The organism is Streptomyces endophyticus (assembly GCF_035798155.1).
GTDB lineage: Bacteria > Actinomycetota > Actinomycetes > Streptomycetales > Streptomycetaceae > Streptomyces > Streptomyces endophyticus.
Genome location: NZ_JAOZYC010000164.1, coordinates 21880 through 44346, shown reverse-complemented (window position 1 = coordinate 44346; position 22467 = coordinate 21880). Strand labels below are relative to the sequence as shown.

Sequence of the window (22467 nt, the reverse complement as noted above, 5' to 3'; positions counted from 1 at the left end):
CACCGAAGGTACGTCGCTCACTCGGTGGCGATGGCCCGCAGCACGTCCAGGCGTGCCGCCCTGCGAGCAGGGCGCAGGCCCGCGAGAGCGCCCGCGGCGAGCCCGACGAGGGCCACGATCGCCAGCTGGGCCGGCGGCAGCGCGAACGCGAAGGCGCTGTCGCTCGCCCCGTCGGACGCCTCCACCAGGACCCAGCCGAGGAAGCCGCCGAGCACGAGCCCGCCGGCCGTGCCGAACGCCGCGACGAGCACCGACTCCCAGCGGACCATCGCCCGCAGCTGCCCACGGGTCTGGCCGACGGCCCGCAGCAGACCCAGCTCACGGGTCCGTTCGTGCACCGCGAGGGTGAGGGTGTTGGCGATGCCGAGCAGCGCGATGACGACGGCCAGGGCCAGCAGCGCGTAGACGAGCGTGAGCATCATGTCGATGCCGGACGCCGAGGACTGCGCGTACGCGTCACGGGTCTGCACATCCGGGTTGCCGTACGCCGCAGCGACCTTCTCGACCGCCTTCGTGCCGTCGGCCGTGGAGACGCCGTCCTTGAAGGTGACGGAGACCAGCCTGTCGGCGTCCTGCGTACGGTGCGGTGCCCAGGCCTCGCGCGAGATCACGTAGTCGCCCGCGAGCTCGGACTGTCCATAGACGGCGCGGACCGTGAAGGGTTCCTTCTCGCCGTCGGTGAAGGCGAGCCGTGCCGTGTCGCCGACCGCGAGGTGCCGCTTGTCGGCCTCGGCGCGGGTGATCGCGACGCCGTTCTTCCCCAGGTCACCCATCGAGCCACTGACCGTGCCGAGGTCGAAGGCCTTGGCGAGGGCGGCCGGGTCGGTGACGGTGAGGGCGCGCCCCTTGCCTTCGACGTCGGCGACGCCGCTGCCGAGGCCGACCGCCGTGGCCACCTCCGGCCGCTCGGCGATCGCGGGCGCCAGTTTCGGGCTGAGGCCGCTGCCGCCCGCGCCGAACGACGGGGTGGAGACGGCGACGTCCCCCGCGAAGGAACGGTTCACGGTCTGGTCCATGGTCGCCTTCAGTGAGGCCCCGAAGACGGTGAACAGGGAGACCACCGCGACACCGATCATCAGGGCGCTCGCCGTGGCGGCGGTGCGCTTCGGGCTGCGCAGGGCGTTGCGCCGGGCGAGTCCGCCGGTGACGCCGCGCAGCCGGTCGAGCGGCGCGCCCAGGGCCCGTACGGCGGACGTCGACGCGACAGGGCCGAGTACGACGAACGACGCGAGGACCAGCACGGCGCCGATGCCCGCGAGGGTGATCGACGGGGACACCAGGACGCCCATGAGGGTCGCCGCGATCGCGGCCGCGCCCAGCACACCACCGATGACGGCGCGGCGCCGCGAGGCACCGGAGTCGTCGACGGCGCTCTCGCGCAGGGCGGCCAGCGGCGCGGTGCGCCCGGCGCGCAGCGCGGGCAGCAGCGCCGAGCCGACGCACACCACGATGCCGACGGCGAGCGGCAGCAGCATGGACAGCGGGCTGATCACCAAATCCCCTTCGGGGAACGGGAATCCGATGGCGGGGAACAGCGCCTGGAGCCCGGCCGCGATACCGATGCCGCCCGCGAGTCCGGCGGCCGAGGCCACCACGGCGACGGCGGTCGCCTCGACGAGGGTCGCCCCGGCGATCTGCCGGCGGGCCGCGCCGAGCGCCCTCAACAGGGCGTTCTCGCGGGATCGTTGGGCCACGACGATGGCGAAGGTGTTGTGGATGGAGAAGGTCGCGACGAGCAGTGCGACACCGGAGAAGACCAGAAGGAAGGTCGTGAACAGGGTGAGGAACTGGCCGGAGATCATGTCGGTGTTCTCCTGCGCCGACTCCGCACCGGTGATCGCCTCAACTCCCTTGGGAAGACGGCCACTCAGGGAGTCGACGAGCTCCTGCTGACCGACACCGGGTCCCGCCCGCACCTGGATGGTGGACGCCTCCCCCGGCTTCGGAGTGAGGTACTTCTCGGCGTCGGCGCGGGTCATGCCGGTGAAGGTGGTCTGCGCCATGCCGTCCTCACCACCGAAGGTGGCCAGGCCCACGATGGTGACCTTCACGGGATCGGGTGTGCGCAGCGTCGTCGTGTCACCGACCTTCAGATCGCCGGTCTTCGCGGCGCCGCGGTTGACGACGACCTCACCGCTCTTGTGGGGAGTGCGGCCTTCGGCGAGCTGGTACGCGTTGAGCTCGGGGTCGTCGATCCAGTTCCCGGCGAGGGTGGGCGGGCCCTGGCCGCCGATGGGTTTGCCGTGGGCGTCGACGAGTTGTCCCGCACCCTGGATGTTGGGGGCCGCCGCGGCGACGCCCGGCGCCTTCGCCAGATCGTCGGCGAGCGAGGCGTCCACCGGGCGACGGGTGCCCTGGCTCTCGCCGGGGGTGGTGATGACGTTGCCGGAGCGCACGACGGCGTCGGTGCCGCTGCTGGCGCCCGCGAACATCGAGTCGAAGCTCGCGCGCAGGGTGTCGCCCATGACGAGGGTGCCGGCGAGGAACGCGACGCCGAGCAGGACGGCGCTGAACGTTCCGGCGAAGCGCCGCTTGTGGGCGCGCAGCGAGGTGAGGCTGAGGCGGACGGAGGCGTTCATGACGGTTCACCACCACTCGTTGACGTGGTGCCGTCGAACGCCTTCATCCGGTCGAGGACCCGGTCGGCGGTCGGCCGTTCCATCCGGTCGACGAGGCGGCCGTCCGCGAGGAAGACGACCTCGTCGGCGTGGGCGGCGGCGACCGGGTCGTGGGTGACCATGACGACCGTGCGCGAGGCCTGACGGGCCGCGTCGCCGAGGAGTCGGAGCACCTCGCCGCCGGAGCGGGAGTCGAGGTTGCCGGTGGGTTCGTCGGCGAAGACGACGTCGGGCCGGCCCGCGAACGCCCTTGCCACGGCGACGCGTTGCTGCTGCCCGCCGGAGAGTTCGGCGGGGCGGTGGTGCAGCCGGTCGCGCAGCCCGACGACATCGATGAGCGCGTCGAGCCACTCGCGGTCGGGGCGTTCGCCCGCCAGGTCGATCGGCAGCGTGATGTTCTCGGCGACGTTCAGCGTCGGGACCAGGTTGAACGCCTGGAACACGAACCCCACGCGGTCGCGCCGCAGCAGGGTCAGTCGTCGGTCGTCAAGGGAGCCGAGGTCGGTGTCACCGATGTACGCGGCGCCCTCGGTGAGGGTGTCGAGGCCGGCCGCGCAGTGCATCAGGGTCGACTTCCCGGAGCCGGACGGGCCCATGATCGCGGTGAACCGTCCGGCGCGGAAGCCGACGCTCACGCCGTCGAGGGCACGGACGGCGGTGTCCCCGGAGCCGTACACCTTGACGGCGTTGTCCACGCGCGCCGCGAGGGCGGTGGGGGTGAGCGTCGTGGCGGTGCTCATGACGCGCCGCCCTTCGCCTTGTCGTCGGTGCCGTACTGGCCGTAGTGACTGTCGTGCCCGAACTCCTCGTTCAGGACGGTCAGTCGGCGCCAGTACTCGTCCTCGTCGATCTCGCCGGCGGCGAAGCGCCGGCCGAGCACGGCGATCGGCGAGTTCTCGTCGAAGCGGGGGCCGCCGGGCCGGGGGCCGCCGGGGCGCCACGGTCCGCGTCGGCCGCGCCAGACGGTGCGGCGCAGCAGGGTGACGACGCCGACGATGACGGCCGCCCAGATCAGTGGGAAGAACAGGATCCAGGGGCCGGGGCCGTTGCCGGGTCCGAAGTCCGCGAGGGTCTGCATCCGACTCATCTCCTCTTGTTCCGTGGCGCCCGGCCGGTGTGCCGGGCGTCCACTTGTGGTGATGACTCGAGCGTCCCGCCGGGAGGGGGGCGAAGTCGTCGTACGGCCAGCGGCACTGCGCGTACCCCCGCGGGAGTACGTGAGGGGTGTGGGGCTGCTCCCTGCCGCGCGGTCGACCCTGATGCGTGTCAGGGGCCGGGTCAGGGGTGCGTCCGGGGCTGCCCGCATGTGTGCGGGCCCTCCCGGGCTGGAGGATCGGGTCGTGACGAACACTTCGAGACGAGACACCTTCAGCCGGCGGCTCACCTTCGGCCGGCCCGAGGCGCCTGGCCGTCTGCTCGCCCCCGCGGTGTGGACCGCCGTGGTCGTGGCCATGATGGCGGCGTTGCTGGCTCCCCGGGACACCGACCCGGGACTCAGTCAACTGTCCCTCACCGTCAGCGACTTCGCGGCCCTTGACCGCGGTGGACCGATCGAGACCGCCATGGCCTCGCTCGGCCTCGTCTCGCTGCTGCTCCTCGCGGTGGCGAGGAAGCGGCTCCCGGCGGTGCGGGGGCTGCCGTCCGTGCTGCTGGCGATCTGGGGTGCGGGCCTCGTGCTCGCGGCCGTGGTGCCCACGGATCCGCTCACCACGGAGCTGACCGGGTCCGCGTATGTGCACCGCTACGCGTCCGTCGCGGCGTTCGCGGCGCTGCCGGCGGCCGGTCTCGTCCTGGCGGGGCGGCTCACCCCCACGGCGGGGAGAACCGCGCGGTGGCTGCGTGTGCTGTCCCTGCTCGCGGTGGCCGGGGCCGGGGCGATGGCGTACTCGGCGGGGCCGGGCGGGCGGGAGCTGATCGGGCTGGTGGAGCGGGGGATGCTCGGGTGCGAGGTGATCATGCTCGGCGTGCTGGGCCGGTACGTTCAGCGTGTGGGTACCGGGGGCGGGTTCCGGCGGTTGGGGTGGGGTCCGAGGTGAGGCAGTGAATCTGTAACTACTGGTATGCACGGTGACACCATGGCCAGCACCCAGGACCGACTGATCGAGACCACTCGCGAGCTCCTGTGAGAGCGCGGTTACGTGGGCACCAGCCCTAAGGCGATCCTGCGGCGCGCGGGTGTCGGCCAGGGCAGTATGTACCACCACTTCACCGGGAAGCAGGACCTGGCCCTCGCCGCGACCCGGCGCACCGGGGAAGAGATGCGGACCTCGGTCGACCGGCCGTCGCTGTAGAGCGCCACGCAGACACCCTTGTCACACCGGATGATCCGGCGCCTGATCCGAGGCCAGCCCTTCGGCAGGCGCCGCCTGCGCGTACTTCCTGCCCATGCCATTGCGCCTCCCACTCACCGCGCATGCCTTACGCTTGCGCTTCACGCGGCCTGGGGAGGCCGCTGTTTCAGGGGGGTTCTATGGGCACCTACGTTCGTCGTGCCGTCTTACTGGCCGTTCCTGCCGTCCTCGTCACCGTGCTGACGGGATGCTCCAGCGCGGATAGCGACAAGGCCGAGGCGGCGCCCAGTACGACGGTTGAGGCGTCCGCCTCGTTCGACAAGGTGGACGTGGGCGAGCCGACCGAAGAGCCGCAAGCCGCTCCGGCGCCGATGCTTGCCGTCGGGACAAACGGCCCCTTTGACGTCTACGACGACACGGGCGAGACCGTGAAGACGCAGATGAACGTCAAGGTGGAGTCGGCAAAGTACGTGACGGCCACGGACCTCGACACGTCGAACAGGCCGGAGAACGGTCAATACGTCGTCCTCAAGCTGACGTTGAAGAACGTCGGCAAGGCACCTGGAAACTTCGCCGCGTACGGCGCGATGAAGTGGCAGGACACGAAGACTGCACCTCAGGACTGCACCACGCTTGAGGTCGCCGACGGTCCGGAACTCGACACGGAGTACGGGCCGGGCCAGGGAGTGACGGGCTCCGTCGTCCTCGACGTCCCACGCAAGGGCGGAACCGTCACGTACTACGACGGCCCGGGTAAGGGCGCGTTCGCCGTCCTCCTGCCGAAGTCCTGACGTAGCTCAGCCCCGCTCGCGGGAAGTGTCCTCCACGACACGGCTGTTGCATGTGCGTCGGCTCGCCGGTGAACCAGTACGCCCCGTTCCATCCGTGGAACGCGCCGACCGGCATGAACGCCTTCCTCTGGGGCCCTGGATTCCAGGGCATCGTCGCCGACTTCGGGCGCCCCGTCGTCCAGCACTGGACGGGCATCGCGTACGAGGAGGGGGTCGCGGCCACGGCGCTGGCACGGACGGCCGTGCGGCAGCGGACACCGATCGAGGAGGGCACCGACCTCCCGAAACTGACCGCCGAGGCAGTAGAGGAAACATCGCAACTCGCCCCGGGGCGCGCTCGGTGACCGGCGGCCCCGGCATGCCGTACCTCCTGCGCCGGGTGCGCCCACGCCTCGAAGCGGTGCTGGGCGAGGGGGCGGTGGAGCGGATCCTGGTGGACAATCCGGCGCAGGCGTTTTCGGTGGAGTGGCGGTGAGGGGCGTGCGGTCACCCCGGCCCGGTAGGCACCGCTCGTCGGACCGGGTATTGCACCGAGCGATCCAAAACAGGTAGCGTCCCCGTATGGCCCGACCGAGGATGTTCGACGAGGAGCGGGCCCTGGACGCGGCGATGCACGCCTTCTGGGAGAACGGCTACGAGGCCACCTCCACCCAGGATCTGTGTACGGCCACCGGACTGGGGCGCAGCAGCATCTACAACACGTTCGCCAGCAAGCACGATCTGTTCACGCGCTCGCTGACCCGTTACATCGAGCGGATGACGGCGGACCAGATGGCGATTCTGGAGGATGCGGAGCAAGCGCCGCTCGACCGGATCCGGACCTTGTTCGCGAGGACGGTCGACACCGAGGCCGGGACCCGCAAGGACGGCCACAGTCGCGGCTGCCTCACGGTGAACACCACCGTGGAGTTCGCGGGGCGCGATCCCGAGGCGGCGCGCCTGGTGGAGCGGGACCTCGACGTCCGGCTCGCTGCCTTGCGGTCCGTGATCGCGGCCGGGCAGACCGACGGTTCGATCACCTCGAAACGACCGCCGGAGGAACTGGCGCGCTTCCTCAACACCGTTGTCGGCGGGATGCGTGTCGCCGGACAAGGGGGCGCCGACCGCGCCACCCTCGACGCCACGGCACAGATCACTCTGGACGCCCTCACCAACTGACCCCCACCCCCACACCTTCGGCGCCGCGGTTGAGCGGCCCGACCCAATTAGCCATGCCCTGATTTTGTACTGACCCATCCAAAATAAACGTTTCCCGGAAGGACACCCATGCCACGCGCCGTATACGTCCTGGCCCTCGGCATCTTCGCCATGGTCACCAGCGAGTTCGTCGTCGCCGGCCTGATGCCGCAGATGGCGGACGGTCTTGACGCGACGATCCCGCAGATCGGATATCTCATCACCGCCTTCGCCACGGCCATGGCGTTCGGCGGGCCGTTTCTGACCGTCGCACTGCTGAAGGTGCCTCAGAAACGGGCCCTGATGGTGTTGTTCGCGGTGTTCCTCGCGGGCAACGTGCTGGCCGCGACCGCGTCCACGTACGCGGTGATGCTGGTGGCCCGGATCGTCACCGGAGTCGCCTCGCAGGCCTTCTTCGGTATCGGTCTCGCCATGTGCGCGCAGGTCACCCGGCCCGAAGTGCGTGGCCGCGCCGTCTCCGTGGCGCTCAACGGGCTGATGCTCGGCACGCTGCTCGGGCTCCCGCTGGCCACGTTCATCGGTGACCGGTCCGGCTGGCGCGCCGCGTTCTGGGCGATCTCGGGGATCACGGTGCTCGCCGCGGTGGCGACGCTCGTCGGGGTGCCGGATGTTCCGAAGGATGAGGGGGCCGGCCAACTACGGGCGGAATTCGGAGTGTTCCGCTCTGCACGGCTGTGGTTCACCCTCTCGACCAGCACGCTCGTGATCGGCGCGACGTTCGCCGCGTTCAGCTATCTGGGCCCGATCCTGACCGAGATCTCCGGGTTCGGCGCGGGCACCGTGCCGCTCTTGCTGGTCGCCTACGGGGCGGCGACCGTCATCGGCAACGCGGTGACGGGACGGCTGGCCGACCGGCACACGCTGACAGTGCTGCTGGCCGGGCTCGCCCTCAACTCCCTCTTCCTTCTGGGGTTCGCACTGTTCGCGCAGGTGAGCGCGGCAGCCGTGGTGTGCATGCTGGGCATCGGTCTGGTGGGTGTCACCATGAACCCGGCGATGGTGGTGCGCGTGCAGCGCAGGGGGAACGCGGGAGCACTGGTGAACACCGTGCACTCCTCGTTCATCACGCTCGGCATCGTCATCGCCACCTCGGTGGGCGGTGTCGTCATCGACGCGTACGGGCTGCGGGCGCCGCTGTGGGTCGGCCTGGCGCTCGCGATCGCCGGGATCGCCTCGCTCGTACCGGATCTGATGGCACGTAGGAACGAGGCGGCGGTGCGGCAGGAGCCGGTCGTGGAGCCCGCCGCCGTCACCCCCCGCTGAGCGCCCCCAGCGGGTCGTCGAGGACCGGTTGCCAGGCCAATTCCGCTGCGCCCACCAGGCTGTTGTGGTCCAGCGTCGAGGCCAGGATCGGGACGCTGCCGCTGCGGCCCCACAGGCTGCGGTCCGCCACGACCGCGCGCAGGCGTTCGGGGTCGGCGTCGAGGAGGGTGCGGTGGAGGCCGCCGAGGACGATGCGGTCCGGGTTGAGGATGTTGACCAGGCCGGCGAGGCCGAGGCCGAGGCGGTCGATGAGGAGGGCTGTCGCCGCGCGGACGTCCGGGTCGTCCTTCGCCTCGGTCAGCAGGCCGCGTGCCTGGGACAGGAGCGAGCCGCCGGGGTCGGGGACGCGGCCCGCGGCCGTGACGAAGGCGAGCGGGTCGGCCTCGACGTCCAGGCAGCCGCGGCTCCCGCAGTGGCAGGGACGCCCCTCGGGGTTCACCGTGAGGTGGCCGACTTCCAGGGCGAGGCCCGAACTGCCGGTGTGCAGGTGGCCGTCGAGGACCAGGGCGCCGCCCACTCCGCGGTGACCGGTCGCCACCAGCAGCAGGTCGCGGGCGCCGCGTCCCGCGCCGTGGCGGTGCTCGGCGAGCGCGCCCAGGTTGACGTCGTTGGCCGCGAACGCCGGGATGTCCAGGCCCGATTCGCGTACGCAGTCGGTGAAGATCTGCCGCACCGGCGCGCCCACCGGCCAGGCCAGGTGGAGGGGGTTGAGGGCCGTGCCGTCGGGTTCGGCGACCGCGGAGGGGACGGCGAGGCCCGCGCCCACGCAGCGTCGCCCCGTGGTTTCGAGGAGCCGGACGCCCGCCTCCACCACCGAGCGCAGTACGTCCGCCGGGTCCGGGTCGATGATCTCGCAGCCGGGCGTGGTGGCGACGATGCCGCCGCCGAGGCCGACGAGCGCCGCCCGGTAGCCGTCGGAGTGGACCTGTGCCGCGAGCGCGACCGGTCCTTCGTCGGCGACGGAGAGGCGGTGCGAGGGGCGGCCCTGCGAGCCTGAGGCGGCGCTGGGCTTCGCGTCGATGCGGATGAGGCCGAGCGCCTCCAGCTCCGCGGCGACGGCACCCGCGGTCGCGCGGGTCACACCGAGCTCAGCGGTCAGCACGGCGCGCGTGGGCGCCCGCCCGGTGTGGACGAGTTCGAGCGCGGGACCGAGCGCGCTGCGCCCCCGCTCCAGACGTGGTGGCCGCCCGGCCGCATCGCCCGCCGTATGGCCCCCGGTCCCGGAGGCCGCCTTGCCGCCGCCCATCAGCAACTCCTCGCCCTGATCACGCTCAGGAATGGTAGCCGCTGAACGCCCCGCCGCCGATCCGTGCGCCCACCCTCCCTACAAGCCGCTGACCCGCAACGTGATGTTGAGCCGCCCGCTCAGGCCGAGCCCGGGCGGCGCCGTCCCCGGCTCGGTCCTCGGCACCCCGTGGTAGGCGAACCGCGAGTCGCCGCCGAAGACGAACAGATCCCCGCTGCGCAACTCGACGTCCGCGTACGGCTTCGTACGGGTCTCGGTGTTGCCGAACCGGAAGACGCAGGTGTCACCGAGGCTCAGGGACACCACCGGCGCCGCCGATCTCTCGTCGCGGTCCTTGTGCATGCCCATGTGGGCGTCGGTGTCGTAGTAGTTGATCAGGGCGATGTCGTAGGGGTCGGTGCCGTGTCCGTCGCCGTAGGCCGCCGCGACGGCCCGTCGGCCGAGCGCCGCCAGCTCGTCCGGCATCGGCTTCACCGGCTCCCCGTCGCCGTCGACGGCGGTGCGCGCGTATCCGTACGGGTACCAGTGCCAGCCGAGTCCGAACTGCCGCACGCTCATCCGGCCCCCGCCCGGCAGCCGCACATCGCGCAGGCCCGCGGGTGGGCGTGCCCACGTGCGGCACAGCTCGACCAGGTGCCGCTGTTCGTTCTCGTCGAGCCAGTCGGGGACGTGGACGGCGCCTGGGGCGAGCTCCTTGCGGTCGCGGGCGAACAGTTCGTTCATGGGTTCCAGTGTTCCCGAAGACACGTGATCCGGTGTTCCCGAAGACACCGGGCCCGTGCGGCTCGGTGCGGTGCGCGGCTCAGTACGGTCGGAGGTCTCCCTTCGGCGCCGTCTTCCCCGGCCGCGCTCCCGTGTCCTTCGGGTACGAGACGTGGTCCGGGTCGCCGTCGGACGTGTAGCGCGCGAGCTTCCCCGCGGACAGTTGGCCGAGCCAGTGTGCGGAGCTGTAGTTCGCGTCCTTGCCCTTGGCGGGCGCCGAGCGGATGCGCGGGATCGCGGCCGGGTCGAAGGAGTCCGCGTACGGGGAGGGGGCCGGGTTCGCGCCGACGAGGTAGACGCCCCGGTTCTTGTACGCCGTGCCGGACGCGCTGCCGGTGAGGGCGAGGTCGGCGGGTTCGGGCTGGATGCCGTACGGGAGGGCGAGGGAGCGGACGTCCGTGCCGGGGACGTCGCGCACGATGGAGCGCTGGCCCTCGGCGATCTGGGCGCGCGCCTTGGCGGTGCCGCTCTGCGCGAGGTTGGCGTGGTCGAGGGTGTGGTTGCCGATCTCGAAGCCGTTCTTCTTCAGCCAGGTCAGGGCCTTCTTCTGGCCGGTGGCGGCGAAGGCGTCGCCGTTCACGAAGAGGGTGGCGCGGGCCTTGAAGCGCGGATGGTCGCGGGCGACGGCGCGCAGGACGCCGATCGCGGAGTTCTTGGTGGGTTGCCCGTCGGCGCCGAGGCGGAGCTGGCTGTCGGTGGAGTCGTCGAAGGTGAGGACGACCGGGTGGGCGCCGGCCGGGATGTCGATGTGCCCCGTCTCGTAGTCGCCCGCCGTCACGGGCACGTACCCCTCGCGCACGAGGCGTTCCAGTTCGGCGCGGAGGTCCTCGGGTGTCCGGTCGTACGCGCTCTTGGGGCGGTTGAGAATCTGGTGGTACATGAGCACGGGCACGGCGCCCAGCTCATTGGCATGGACCTTGTCGGGCGCCGGAGGTTTGGCCGGTTTCGCTGCCCCGGAAGGGTGTCCGGGCGTCGGGGAACGGGAAGCCTGCCGGTCACCGGCGGACTGCGGAGTCTTGGTCCCGTCATTCGGCGCATCGCTCCCGGTACCGCCACAGGAGACCGCGGCCATCGCAAGGACCAGCGCGGATACGGCAGTTGTGCCGGATCGGTGAACACGAAGTAGACGGTGAACACGAGGTAGACGCAGTAGACCACGACGCACGAGACCTCCTGGAGGATCTGCTGATGCGGCTCGACTGGAAGAACTGGCTCCGCTCCCCCACCTCCCGCACATCCGGTTCCGCTTCCGACCCTGCGGCCAGCGCTTCCCCGGCGGGCTTCCCGCGCAGACGGCCGGTCATCCTCGTCTGCGTACTGCTCGCACTGGTTCTCGCCATAGGCGGCACACTCTCGCTACGTGCCGCACACGGAACGACGCTGAACCTCGTCGGCCTGCCGAACGACGGCAAGCTGGGCGCGCAGCTCCTGCGCACAGGGGAGTTCGAGGTCACCGGCGGCGAAGGCGACGAACTCAAGGGCGCCAAGGTCACCCTCGACGGCAAGCCCCTGCGGACGCGGGCGGCGCACGGCAGCGCCAGCGCCCTCTCCGTCGGCCTGGGGGACGTCAAGGACGGCACGCACGAACTGCGTGTCACCCAGCCCGGTTCCTGGCCCACCGGTGACACCGAGGTCGTCCGAAAACTGACCGTCGACACCGAGGCACCCCGCCTCAAGGTGGCCGACACCAAGGCGGACGGCTTCCGCGAGCCCGTCACCGTCAGGGGCACGGCGGCCGGCGCGCGGAAGATAACCGTCGCGGGGCGCACGGCGAAGCCCGCGAAGGACGGCGCCTTCGCGGTCCGGCTCCCGCGTCCACCGGGACGTACGACGGTCACCGCGACCGACGCCGCGGGCAACACAGCCCGCCACGAGGCCGAACTCACCGTGCACCGGCCACTGTTGCGGGCCGTGCACGTCAGCGCCCAGGGCTGGGCCTCCGACGCGCTGCGCAAACCGGTCATGAAGCTGCTGAAGCAGAAGAAGATCAACGCCGTGCAGCTCGACATCAAGGACGAGCTCGGCGAGATCGGCTACGCCTCGAAGGTGCCGCTGGCGAAGAGCGTCGGCGCCGCCAAGGGCTATTACGACGCGAAGAAGGCCATCAAGGAGATCCACGCCGCGGGCGGCACGGTCGTCGGCCGCATCGTCGCCTTCCGCGATCCGATCCTCGCCACCAAGTCGTGGAAGTCCGGGCACCGCGACCGTGTGGTGCGAACCCCGGGCGGGGGTGCCTACAACGGTGGCAGCTACGGCCAGTTGTCGTTCACCAACTTCGCGAACAAGGAGGTCAGGCAGTACAACATCGACCTGGCCGCGGAGGCCGCGAAGCTGGGCTTCGACGACATCCTCTACGACTACATCCGCCGCCCCGACGGTCCGATCCGCAAGATGTCCTTCCCGGGCCTCGGTGACACCACGCCCGAGCGGTCCGTCGCCGATGTCGTCGGCGAGACCCGTGCCGCCGTCCGCAAGCACAACGCGTTCCTCGGTGTCTCGGTGTTCGGCATCGCCGTCGACCGGCCGAAGGAGATCGCCCAGGACGTCGGCCTGCTCGCGCAGGAGGCCGACTACATCGCGCCGATGATCTACCCCTCGCACTGGGCGAAGGGCGAGTACGGCGTCTCCGACCCCAACTCCCACCCGTACCCGATCACCAAGCGCTCCCTCGCGGCCTTCGCGAAGAAGACCCGGCACACCGACGCGCAGATCGTCCCCTGGATCCAGGACTTCTCCCTCGGTGTCTCCTACGGCGACAAGGAGGTCCGCGCCCAACTCGACGCGGCCCGCTCCGACGGCATCAAGGGATTCCTGCTGTGGAACCCGGGGGTTCAGTACCACGGGGGTGCGCTGGACTGAGGCACGGGCGGGGCCCCTCGGCCCAGCCTCTCCCTCACCTCTCCCCTTTTCATCATCCTGAAGAATTTCAACATGCCCCTTGTCGGGCGCGGCGTCGTGCAGTTGAATCGTCGTAGAGCCCGTCGGTGTCCGCACCGCGCGGGGACGCCCGACCCGGCAGAGGCAGGTACGTCCATGAGTGAGGCCAAGCCCGATGTGGACGCCCTCGTCGCCACCGTGGGACTTCAGGTCAGGGCGGCCCGCAAGCAGGCGGGACTCACTCTGGACACGCTCAGCAAGGCGGCCGGTGTCAGCGTCGGCCTCATCAGCCAGGTCGAGCGGGGCAAGGGCAACCCGTCCTTCGCCACGCTCGCCCAGATCGCGCACGGCCTGGACATCCCCATCGGCCGCCTCTTCCACCTGGCGGACCAGGTCTCGCCCGTGGTGCGCCACGACGAGCGGCGGGTCCTCGACTTCCACGGCGCCGCCGAACTGACCGGCGCGCGCTACGAGTTGCTCACGCCGACCCTGAGCGGGGCACTCGAATCCATCTGGGTGGAGACCGAGCCGGGACACGACACGAGCGACACCCCGTTCCGGCACAACGGCGAGGAGTTCGGCATCGTGCTGAGCGGCGTCAAGGACGTCTACCTCGACGGCGTCCGGCACCGCCTGTACCCCGGCGACTCCATCACGTACTCCAGCAGCGTGCCGCACTGGTACGCCAACCCCGGTGACGAACCGGCCAGTTCGGTCTGGGTGATCACCCCGCCCACCTGGTGAGTCCCGCCCCTCTTCGAACCCGATAGCAGAACACACCCCACCGGACGCGCACACCGCAGCGCGCGCCCGTCATCCGCGCACGCCCGATCCTCGACCAGCGAGGTGCCTGATGGCATCGCTTTTGCAGAGATCCCCTGCCCGTGTGCCGGTCTCCACCCGTCGTGCCCTGCTCGCCCTCGGCGGCGGAAACGCCGTCGAGTGGTACGACTGGATGGTCTACGGCCTGCTCGCCTCCTCCATAGGCCCGCAGTTCTTCCCCTCCTCCAATCCCCTGTCCTCCACGATGTCCGCGCTCGCCGTCTTCGCCGTCGGCTTCGCGGCGCGCCCGCTCGGCGCCGTCGTCTTCGGCCGGATCGCCGACCGGGCGGGACGCAAGGGCGTGATGCTCTTCTCGATCGGCTCGATGGTGTCGACCAGCCTGGTCATCACCGTGACCCCCACCCACGCCGCGATCGGCACCTGGGCGGGCGTGATCCTCCTCCTGTGCCGCATCGTGCAGGGCGTGTCCACCGGCATCGAGGCCCCGCTCAACTCCACGTACGCCGTGGAACTCGCCCCCGAAGGACACACCGCACGGTTCGGCGCGATCATGGGCATGTACGTCCAAGTGGGCATCGTGGGCGCGTCGTTGGTGTGCTTCGGCGTCAGCTCGGTGATGAGCCAGGACGCGCTCGACTCCTGGGGCTGGCGCATCCCCTTCGCCATCGGCGCGCTCGCCGGAGGTGTCTTCCTGTGGCTGCGCAGGGCGCTCCCGGAGACGCTGGAGAGCCCCCATGACGACACGGACACCAAGGACGATGCCGAGGACGCGGCGCCCGCGGGACCGTGGGCCGAGCTCGCCCGACGCAAACTCGCCCTGCTCACCATCGTGTTCGTCGTCGCGGGCGCCCAGGCCATCAACTACACCTGGACCACGGGACTGCCCAACCTGGCCCGCACCACCCACCACGAGGACAGCTCGGCCGTCTTCGCGATCACCACGCTCTCCGGAGTCCTGGTCGGGTGTCTGTACCCGCTGGTGGGGCGGATCGCCGACCGCTCGCGGATCTCCCGTACGTTCTGGATCTCGCGGCTCGCCACGGCCGCGCTCGTCTTCATCGTCCTCGTGTACCAGGGCCCCGGACTCACCCGGTTCACCGTGGTGATGCTGCTCGGCGCGCCCGTCCTCGCGTTCACGATGGGCCTGTACAACACGGTCGCCGCCACGCTCATGCCCATGCACTGCCGGGTCACCGGCGTCGGGATCGGCTACGCCGTCGGCGTCGCGGGCTTCGGCGGCACCGCGCCCTACGTCCTGCTGTGGTTCCAGGACCACGGCGCGGCCGCCGCGTTCCCGGTGTACGTGGCCGTCCTGTGCCTGCTCAGTGTGCTGCTCTACCGGCTCGCCTTCGCCCGCGGCGCGGTCCGCGCCGGCGACTGACCGCGGCCACCACCCTCAACGTAAGGACATCGCTGTGCCTGTAGCTCCCCCTGCCCTGACGGGCGACCGCATCGCACTCGAAGCGGTCGAGGCCCCCGTCGTCCAGCGCTCCGACGTCGTCGTCGTGGGCGGCGGCCCGGCCGGTGTCAGCGCCGCTGTCGCCGCCGCGCGGACCGGCGCGAGTGTCACGCTGCTCGAACGCTATGCGGCGCTCGGCGGGCTCGCGTCCGGCGGCATGGTCCTGGTGCTCGACGACATGATCAACGGCGACGAGATCACCGTGACCGGCGTCGTCGACGAGTACGTGGAGCGGATGGCCAAGCTCGGCCTCGCCGTCTATCCGCCCGTCGAGGACCGCTACTCCTCACCCGAGATGTGGGCCAAGTGGGGCCGCTGGGGTTCCTTCGACTTCCACCAGCACACCAACCCCAAGCCCATCTGCTACGCCGTCGCGTTCGACCCGGACGGCTGGAAGCGGGTCTCCAACGACCTGGTGCGCGAGAGCGGTGTCACGCTGCGGCTGCACAGCTGGTTCTCCCGGCCGATCGTCCAGGACGGCGTGCTCAAGGGCGTCGTCTGCGAGACCAAGTCGGGGCCGCAGGCGGTCATGGGTGATGTCGTCATCGACACCACCGGAGACATCGATGTCGCCTCCCGCGCCGGCGCCGCCCACACCCTGGGCAGCTATCTCACCACCCTCGTCTTCCGGCTCGGCGGCATCGACACCGACGCCGCCGAGCGCTACGAGCAGGAGCATCCGCGCGAGGTCCGCGCCATCAACCGCAAGATCAAGCGGATGCTGGGCGGCGCCTGGGAACTGTGGTGGCTCAAGACACCGATCCCCGGCGTGGTGTGGTGCAACTGCCCCCACATGACCGGCTTCGACGGCACCGACCCGGTCTCCCTCACCGAGGCCGAGTTCGAGGCGCGGGACCGGATCGCGACCGCCCTCGACACCATCCGCCAGGAGCTGCCCGGCTTCGAGAAGGCGTACCTGCTGGACGTCGCCGAGCAGATGGGCGTACGTCAGACCCGCCTCCTGGAAGGCGAGTACGTCATGACGAAGGACGACATCACGGCGCGCCAGCACTTCACGGACTCCGTGGCCCGCGGGCGCGACTACTACTACCCGTACCGGTCGCTTCTGCCGCGCGGCGTCGACCAGTTGGTCGTGGCGGGCCGGCACTATTCGGCCACCCCCGACGCGCAGAAGATGTCGCGGGAGATCCCGCCGTGCATGGCGATGGGGCAGGCGGCGGGCATCGCCGCGGCCACCGCCGTCGAGCAGGGTGTGCTCGTACGCGATGTGGACCCGGCCGTGATCCAGCGCCGGATGCGCGACCAGGGGGCCGACCCCGGCGACGTACCCGCCGAGAACGCCACCGCCGCCACCACCGCACCGTCCTCGCAGCCTTCTCAGGAGGCCCTCGTATGACCACCACCCAGCCGCTCACGGGTGTCACCGTCCTCGACTTCACGCAGGTCTTCATGGGCCCTTCGGCGACCCAACTGCTGGGCGACTATGGCGCCGACGTCATCAAGGTCGAGCGTCCGGGGACCGGTGACATCTCCCGCACGTCCATCCCGGACGAGGCCGGGCTCGACAACCCGATCTTCCTGTCGATCAACCGGAACAAGCGCAGCATCGCCCTCGACACCCGCACCGAGGAGGGCCTCGCGGCGGTCCGCGAGCTGGCACGCACGGCCGATGTCGTCGTCTCCAACTTCCGCGCGGGCGTCATGGAACGACTGGGCCTCGGCTACGAGGACCTCAAGTCCCTGAATCCGCGCGTGATCTGGGCGTGCGGCACCGGCTTCGGCAGCTCGGGACCGTACGCGCACAAGGGCGGCCAGGACGCCGTCGCGCAGGCCTTCAGCGGGGTGATGTGCCGCAGGCCCGCCGACGACGACCCGGTCGGCCTGTACGCCACCACGCTCTGCGACTACACCACCGGCATGCATCTGCTCCAGGGCATCCTGCTCGCGCTGCTGCACCGCGACCGCACGGGAGAGGGGCAGCGGGTCGAGGTGTCGATGTACGACTCGATGCTGCACATGCAGATGCAGGAGGCCTGTCAACAGCTCAACAGGGGGTCCGAGATCAACTGGGCGGCGATGCCGCTGACCGGTGTCTTCCCGACCACGGACGGCGCGGTCATCTTCGTCGGCGGCTTCCGGGACAACGCGCTGCACCACATCAGCATCGCCCTGGAACTGGACGAAGACCTGTCCCTGCGCCCCGAACTCGCCACGCTCGACCAGCAGTTCGCGGCTCGACCCGAACTCCAGGAGATCTTCCGCGCGGCGGTCGCGGAGCGGTCCACCGAGTACTGGGTCAAGCGCCTGGAGGAGCAGGACATCCTGTGCGCCCCGGTGCGCAGCCTCGCCGACGCGCTCGCCGACGAGCAGACCGCCGTCAACGAGATGATCGTCGAGATGCGGCACCCGGTGGCCGGCACGATCCGCGCGCTCAACGCGCCCATCAAGCTGTCGGCGGCCGAGGCGACGGTCCGCCGTGTACCGCCCCGCCTCGGGGAGCACGGGGACGAGATCCTGGAGTCGCTCGGCTACGACGCCGAGCGGATCGCCCTGCTCCGCGAGAAGGGAGTCCTGCGATGAGCGCGACCCCCTCCGAGACACCTCCGGTCGACGAGATCCGCTTCGAGCGGGACCGGGAAGGGCATCTCGCCCGCGTCACCATCGACCGCCCCGCGGTCCTCAACGCCCTTGACACCAAGGCGACTTCGCGGCTGAACGACATCTGGTCCGAGATCGAGTCCGACCGCGACATCCGCGCCGTGGTCGTCACCGGAGGCGGTCCCCGTGCCTTCTGCACGGGCGCCGACATGTCCGCCGACGCGGCCCCCAAGACGGGCCTCGAATACTGGGCCGACCTCGACCCGAACGGCTTCGGCGGCCTCGGCCTGCGCACCACGCTCGACGTCCCCGTCATCGCCCGTGTCAACGGCTACGCGCTCGGCGGCGGCATGGAGATGGTCCTCGGCTGCGACATCGTCATCGCGGCCGAGCACGCCCAATTCGGCCTCAGCGAACCGCGCGTGGGCCGCATCCCGCTCGACGGCGGCGTGTTCCAGCTCCTGCACCGGCTGCCGCACACCCAGGCGATGGGCCTGCTGCTGACCGGGCGCCGCGCACCGGCCGCCGAGCTGCACCGGATGGGCCTGGTCAACGAGGTGGCGGCGGAAGGCGAGTTGGACGCGACGGTCGAGCGGTGGGTGGACGACGTGCTCGCCTGCGCGCCCACGTCCCTGCGCGCCATCAAGCAGATGGTGCAGCGCGCGGGCCATCTGCCGCCCCGCGAGGCCCATGCGATGCGGCTGCCCGCGCTCACCGCGGCCCTCGACAGCGAGGACGGCGCCGAAGGTGTGCGCGCCTTCCGCGAGAAGCGCAGGCCGCAGTGGCCGGGCCGCTGACACACCACCACGTACGAAAAGGAGCGCTCGACATGACACATCACCTTGCGCCCGGTGTCTGGGGTGTGGTGGCCACCCCGTTCGCGGGTCCTTCCCTCGACGTCGACGAGGCCTCGCTCGCCCGTCTCGTGCGCCACTACGCGGACATCGGCACCAGCGGCCTCACCGTGCTCGGCGTCTTCGGCGAGGCGGCCCGGCTGGACGCCGCCGAACGCCGCCGGGTGCTCGACACGGTCGTCGCCGCGGTGGACCTGCCGCTCGTCGTCGGTGTCACCGCGCTCTCCACGGCGCCCGCCATAGAGGAGGCCGAGCAGATCCGCGCGGCGCTCGGCGACCGGCTCGCCGCGCTCATGGTGCAGGTCAACTCGCCCCGGCCCGAGGTGGTCACCGAGCACCTGGGCGCCGTGCACAAGGCGACGGGCGCGCCGATCGTGGTGCAGGACTACCCGGTGAGCAGCGGCGTGCGGATCACGACGCCCGATCTCGTGACCGTCGTACGGGAGTTGCCTTCGGCGGCGGCCGTCAAGGCGGAGGCGCCGCCCACGCCGGCGGCCGTCGCCGCGCTGACCGGGGCGCTCGACGTGCCGGTCTTCGGCGGGCTCGGCGGCCTCGGCCTGCTCGACGAACTCGCGGCGGGAGCGGCCGGCGCCATGACCGGATTCTCCTGCCCCGAGGGCCTGTTGGCCTGCGTCGAGGCGTATCGCGTCGGCGGCTACGAGGCGGCACGCGCGGCCTACGCGCCGTATCTGCCGCTCGTCAATTTCGAGGCGCAGGCGGGCATCGGCCTGGCCGTCCGCAAGGAGGCGATACGCCGCCGGGGCCTGATCGAGGCGTCCGGGGTGCGGCCACCGGCGCCCACGATGCCGGCGGCGCTGGGCCCGCAACTGGACCGGCATCTGGCGGCCACGCCGGGCGCGTTGGCCTCGGGGGAGGAAGTGCGCTGATGGGGATCGTGAGGCAGGGCCCGAGCACATTCGGCACCGCGCCGACCACCGGGCCCGGACACGGCACAGCACAACGCCCGCGCGGCCATCGCCGCGCGGGCCGACTGGCGGAGGTGCGCTGAATGGACTTCGGGATCAAGGGGCGTGTCGCCCTCGTCGCCGCCTCCACCGGCGGCCTCGGCCGCGCCGTCGCCGAGGCGCTCGCCGCCGAGGGCGCCCGGGTCGTGGTGAGCGGGCGGCGGGGCGAGCAGGCGGCCGAGGTCGCCGCCGGGCTGCCGGAGGCCGTCGGCGTCGCCGTGGATCTGCGGACGCCGGAGGGGCCACAGCGGCTCGTCGACGCGGCGCGCGAGGCGTTCGGGGCGCCGGACATCGTGGTGCTCAATGGTCCGGGGCCGCCGCCCGGCGCCGCGGCGGACACCGGCGGCGACGCGTACGCGGCCGCCTTCGACACCCTCTTCCTGGCCCAACAGCGGCTCGTGGAGCTGACGTTGCCCGCGATGCGCGCGAACGGCTGGGGGCGGGTGCTCGCGGTCGGCTCCAGCGGGATCGCCGCGCCACTGCCCGGGCTCGCCGCGTCGAACGCGGGGCGGGCCGCGCTCGCCGCCCACCTCAAGACCCTCGCGGCGGAGGTGGCGGCGGACGGCGTGACCGTGAACCTCCTGCTGCCGGGGCGCATCGGCACCGCGCGGGTGGCGGAGCTGGACGCCGCCAAGGCCGCACGGCTCGGGCGCACCCCCGAGGAGGTCGCGGCGGAGTCGCGGGGCACGATCCCGGCGGGCCGCTACGGCGAACCCGCCGAGTTCGGCGCCGCGGCCGCGTTCCTGTGCTCGGCGCCCGCCTCGTACATCACGGGAACGGCGCTGCGCGTCGACGGCGGACTGGTGCGCGGCCTGTGACTGTGACGCCCGGTCGGGTCAGCCGGAGTGGGCCTCCCGTGCCGCTCGGATGGTGGCGCGGTGGGCGGAGTCCAGGTACTCGTCGATGCGGCTGATCCGGCCGTCCTTGATCCGTACGTACATGGCGGCGTGCAGCGTCACCGCGGCGCCTCCGGGCAACGTGCCGTGCAGGACGTGCTGTTGGAGGACGCCGTCGTCGAGACGGGCGCGCCGCACGATCTCGTAGCGGAGGTCGGCGACCGTGCGGTGCAGGCCCCTCAGTACCTTGAGGTTGTCCTCCACGGACTGTTCCACGAGGTCGTCGTTGTGCCAGATGACCGCGTGCGGCGCGTACAGGGAGCGGACGGTGTCGATGTCGCCGGCTTCGATGGCGGCGAAGAACCTGTCGATGAGCTGGTCGATGAGCTGGTCGTCCATGGGCACTCCTCAGGAGGGCTGGGTGGTGCGGCGGCTGCGCAGCTCGCGCTTGAGTACCTTGCCGGTCGTGGTGCGGGGCAGTTCCGCGGTGAACTCGACGCTGCGGGGACACTTGAAGTGGGCCAGGTGCTCACGGGTGAAGGCGACCAGGTCCTCCGCCGTCGGTGTCCGCCCCTCGGCCGGTACGACGACGGCGTGCACGGCCTCGCCCCAGCGGGCGTCGGGGCGGCCCACCACGGCGGCCTCCGCGACGTCGGGATGGCGCGCGAGGACCGCCTCGACCTCCGCCGGGTAGACGTTCTCCTCGCCCGTGATGATCATGTCGGTGGCCCGGTCCAGGATGGTCAGGTAGCGGTCGGCGTCGAGCCGGGCGATGTCGCCTGTGCGGTACCAGCCGCCGTCCGTGAAGGCCTCGGCGGTGGTCTCCGGGGCGTTCCAGTAGCCGTTGAACAGGCAGTCGCCGCGGATCAGGAGCTCGCCGGGGGTGTCCGTGGCCACCGGCCGCCCGTCCGGGCCGACGATCGCGACCTCCCAGCCGAAGGAGACCCGCCCCGCCGTGGCCAGGCGCGGGTTGTCCGGCTGGTGGTCCTCGGGCGCCAGCAGGCTGATCATGCTCTGGCTCTCGGTATTGCCGTAGATCTGCCGGAACCGGCAGCCGAAGGTGGCAAGGGCCGCCTGGAGCGAGGTCGGGGTGATGGGTGCGGAACCGTAGGCGATCTCCACGAGGCTCGACAGGTCGGGGGCGCGGTCACGGCGGCGTACCTCGGCGACGAGCATGTCGACGATGGAGGGGCCCGCCGTGAAGAACTGGATGCGTTCACGCTCGACGGTGTCGATCGCCGCCGCGGGGCGGAACGCCGTGGGGATCACCAACGTGCCCGCGGTGAGGAACACTTGGAGGGCCTGGCCGAGGCCGCCCAGGTGGAAGAGCGGCATCAGTTGCAGGTGGCGCGCGCCCGCGACCTGGTCGCCGATCTCCAGGGCGAAGGCGGCGACGCTGGTGACGAGGGCCCCGTGGCGCAGCGGAACCGCCTTGGGCCTGCCGGTGGTTCCGCTGCTGTGCACCAGAGCCATGACGGCGTCACCACGCAGCCGCTCGACGGGCCGGGCGGGCGGCGGCGCGTCCAGGGAATCGCCGTCGCGCCACCCCTCGGGGAGCGGGCCGCCGCCGATGCGGATGCGCAGGGGGAGGTGGTGAGGCGCGGCGAACTCCGCGTCGGCGGCGACGGCCACCGGCTGGAGAAGTTCGAACACTCCCCTCAACTCCCCTTTCGATAGGCGCCAGTTGACAAGGGCCGGGATGGCGCCGACCCGCATCAGCGCGAAGGAGTGGACGAAGAAGTCCGCGCTGTTGCGCGCGATCACCGCGACCACGTCGCCGGGTGCGACGCCCGCCCGCGCCCAGCCACCGGCCCGGCGCTCCACCGCGGCCAGCAGCTCGGCGTAGGTGAGACGGGTCCCCCGGTCGTCGATCAGTGCGGGAACGTCCGGGCGTGTGGTGGCCCGCCATTCCAGGACATGGATCCAGCTCTGCATCCGTGCGCCTCCATCCGACTACGTACGGCTT

20 protein-coding genes and 3 pseudogenes are annotated in these 22467 nt (G+C 71.3%); 15 read left to right on the top strand and 8 right to left on the bottom strand.

The features are described 5' to 3' along the window. Positions 1–17 precede the first annotated feature (17 nt). Genes OKJ99_RS33045 through OKJ99_RS33035 form a run of 3 tightly spaced genes read right to left on the bottom strand, consistent with a single transcriptional unit; the run spans position 18 to position 3696 of the window. Complete coding sequence (locus tag OKJ99_RS33045; protein ID WP_326021750.1) at positions 18–2579, bottom strand: ABC transporter permease; 2562 nt, start codon at positions 2577–2579, stop codon at positions 18–20. Next, the gene (locus OKJ99_RS33040) at positions 2576–3358 is read right to left on the bottom strand and encodes an ABC transporter ATP-binding protein (protein WP_326021749.1); all 783 of its coding nucleotides are present in this window, start codon (positions 3356–3358) and stop codon (positions 2576–2578) included. Before OKJ99_RS33040 ends, OKJ99_RS33045 begins: the two co-directional genes overlap by 4 nt. Further along, positions 3355–3696, bottom strand: coding sequence for an SHOCT domain-containing protein (locus OKJ99_RS33035; protein WP_326021748.1), 342 nt, complete (start codon positions 3694–3696; stop codon positions 3355–3357). Before OKJ99_RS33035 ends, OKJ99_RS33040 begins: the two co-directional genes overlap by 4 nt. A gap of 262 nt (positions 3697–3958) precedes the next feature. Between OKJ99_RS33035 and OKJ99_RS33030 the strand changes: the two genes are divergently transcribed. From OKJ99_RS33030 to OKJ99_RS33000, 7 genes and pseudogenes are all read left to right on the top strand, one after another. Beyond that, positions 3959–4654: a DUF998 domain-containing protein gene (locus OKJ99_RS33030; protein ID WP_326021746.1), complete on the top strand. Its 696-nt coding sequence runs from the start codon at positions 3959–3961 to the stop codon at positions 4652–4654. Between the two features lie 102 nt (positions 4655–4756). Next, a pseudogene (locus OKJ99_RS33025) lies at positions 4757–4894 on the top strand (TetR/AcrR family transcriptional regulator); the annotation flags it as partial. Positions 4895–5088: 194 nt separating this feature from the next. After that, a complete protein-coding gene (locus OKJ99_RS33020) occupies positions 5089–5700 on the top strand; it encodes a DUF4352 domain-containing protein (RefSeq protein ID WP_326021745.1) in 612 nt (203 codons plus the stop codon). Positions 5701–5759: 59 nt separating this feature from the next. Next, positions 5760–6026, top strand: a pseudogene (locus OKJ99_RS33015) (DUF4865 family protein); the annotation flags it as partial. Continuing rightward, positions 6026–6175 (top strand): annotated as a pseudogene (locus OKJ99_RS33010) (phosphotriesterase); the annotation flags it as partial. The pseudogenes OKJ99_RS33015 and OKJ99_RS33010, both read left to right, overlap by 1 nt. 86 nt (positions 6176–6261) lie before the next feature. Next, positions 6262–6858 carry a TetR/AcrR family transcriptional regulator gene (locus OKJ99_RS33005; protein ID WP_326021744.1) on the top strand — a complete coding sequence of 199 codons (597 nt, stop codon included), beginning with the start codon at positions 6262–6264 and terminating at the stop codon, positions 6856–6858. A gap of 108 nt (positions 6859–6966) precedes the next feature. Beyond that, positions 6967–8160 carry an MFS transporter gene (locus OKJ99_RS33000; protein ID WP_326021743.1) on the top strand — a complete coding sequence of 398 codons (1194 nt, stop codon included), beginning with the start codon at positions 6967–6969 and terminating at the stop codon, positions 8158–8160. On the opposite strand, the gene OKJ99_RS32995 is transcribed toward OKJ99_RS33000, so the two are convergent. The 3 genes from OKJ99_RS32995 to OKJ99_RS32985 form a co-directional block, all read right to left on the bottom strand. Beyond that, positions 8147–9406, bottom strand: coding sequence for an ROK family protein (locus OKJ99_RS32995; RefSeq protein ID WP_326021741.1), 1260 nt, complete (start codon positions 9404–9406; stop codon positions 8147–8149). The genes OKJ99_RS33000 and OKJ99_RS32995 overlap by 14 nt on opposite strands. Positions 9407–9484: 78 nt before the next feature. Then, on the bottom strand, positions 9485–10129 hold the full coding sequence (locus OKJ99_RS32990) for an alpha-ketoglutarate-dependent dioxygenase AlkB family protein (RefSeq protein ID WP_326021739.1): 645 nt from the start codon (positions 10127–10129) through the stop codon (positions 9485–9487). 79 nt (positions 10130–10208) lie between these two features. Continuing rightward, positions 10209–11060: a polysaccharide deacetylase family protein gene (locus OKJ99_RS32985; RefSeq protein WP_326021738.1), complete on the bottom strand. Its 852-nt coding sequence runs from the start codon at positions 11058–11060 to the stop codon at positions 10209–10211. 296 nt (positions 11061–11356) lie between these two features. Between OKJ99_RS32985 and OKJ99_RS32980 the strand changes: the two genes are divergently transcribed. The 8 genes from OKJ99_RS32980 (at position 11357) to OKJ99_RS32945 (ending at position 20483) form a co-directional block, all read left to right on the top strand. After that, entirely contained in the window at positions 11357–13027 is a 1671-nt protein-coding gene (locus OKJ99_RS32980; protein WP_326021736.1) for a putative glycoside hydrolase, read from the top strand. A 174-nt stretch (positions 13028–13201) separates the two neighbouring features. Continuing rightward, complete coding sequence (locus OKJ99_RS32975) at positions 13202–13789, top strand: helix-turn-helix domain-containing protein (RefSeq protein ID WP_326021735.1); 588 nt, start codon at positions 13202–13204, stop codon at positions 13787–13789. A 142-nt stretch (positions 13790–13931) separates the two neighbouring features. Further along, positions 13932–15209 (top strand): MFS transporter, encoded by a 1278-nt coding sequence (locus OKJ99_RS32970; protein ID WP_326021733.1) that lies wholly within the window; start codon positions 13932–13934, stop codon positions 15207–15209. A 34-nt stretch (positions 15210–15243) separates the two neighbouring features. Then, positions 15244–16644, top strand: a complete 1401-nt coding sequence (locus OKJ99_RS32965) for an FAD-dependent oxidoreductase (protein ID WP_326021731.1) — start codon at positions 15244–15246, stop codon at positions 16642–16644. Next, positions 16641–17828 carry a CaiB/BaiF CoA transferase family protein gene (locus tag OKJ99_RS32960; RefSeq protein ID WP_326021730.1) on the top strand — a complete coding sequence of 396 codons (1188 nt, stop codon included), beginning with the start codon at positions 16641–16643 and terminating at the stop codon, positions 17826–17828. Before OKJ99_RS32965 ends, OKJ99_RS32960 begins: the two co-directional genes overlap by 4 nt. Further along, on the top strand, positions 17825–18643 hold the full coding sequence (locus OKJ99_RS32955; protein ID WP_326021728.1) for an enoyl-CoA hydratase-related protein: 819 nt from the start codon (positions 17825–17827) through the stop codon (positions 18641–18643). The genes OKJ99_RS32960 and OKJ99_RS32955 overlap by 4 nt, the downstream gene beginning before the upstream one ends. Positions 18644–18675: 32 nt before the next feature. Next, positions 18676–19587: a dihydrodipicolinate synthase family protein gene (locus OKJ99_RS32950; protein ID WP_326021726.1), complete on the top strand. Its 912-nt coding sequence runs from the start codon at positions 18676–18678 to the stop codon at positions 19585–19587. 122 nt (positions 19588–19709) lie between these two features. Further along, a complete protein-coding gene (locus tag OKJ99_RS32945) occupies positions 19710–20483 on the top strand; it encodes an SDR family oxidoreductase (RefSeq protein ID WP_326021725.1) in 774 nt (257 codons plus the stop codon). A gap of 18 nt (positions 20484–20501) precedes the next feature. On the opposite strand, the gene OKJ99_RS32940 is transcribed toward OKJ99_RS32945, so the two are convergent. Continuing rightward, on the bottom strand, positions 20502–20900 hold the full coding sequence (locus tag OKJ99_RS32940; protein ID WP_326021724.1) for a nuclear transport factor 2 family protein: 399 nt from the start codon (positions 20898–20900) through the stop codon (positions 20502–20504). A 9-nt stretch (positions 20901–20909) separates the two neighbouring features. After that, complete coding sequence (locus OKJ99_RS32935; protein WP_326021722.1) at positions 20910–22436, bottom strand: class I adenylate-forming enzyme family protein; 1527 nt, start codon at positions 22434–22436, stop codon at positions 20910–20912. Positions 22437–22467 lie beyond the last annotated feature (31 nt).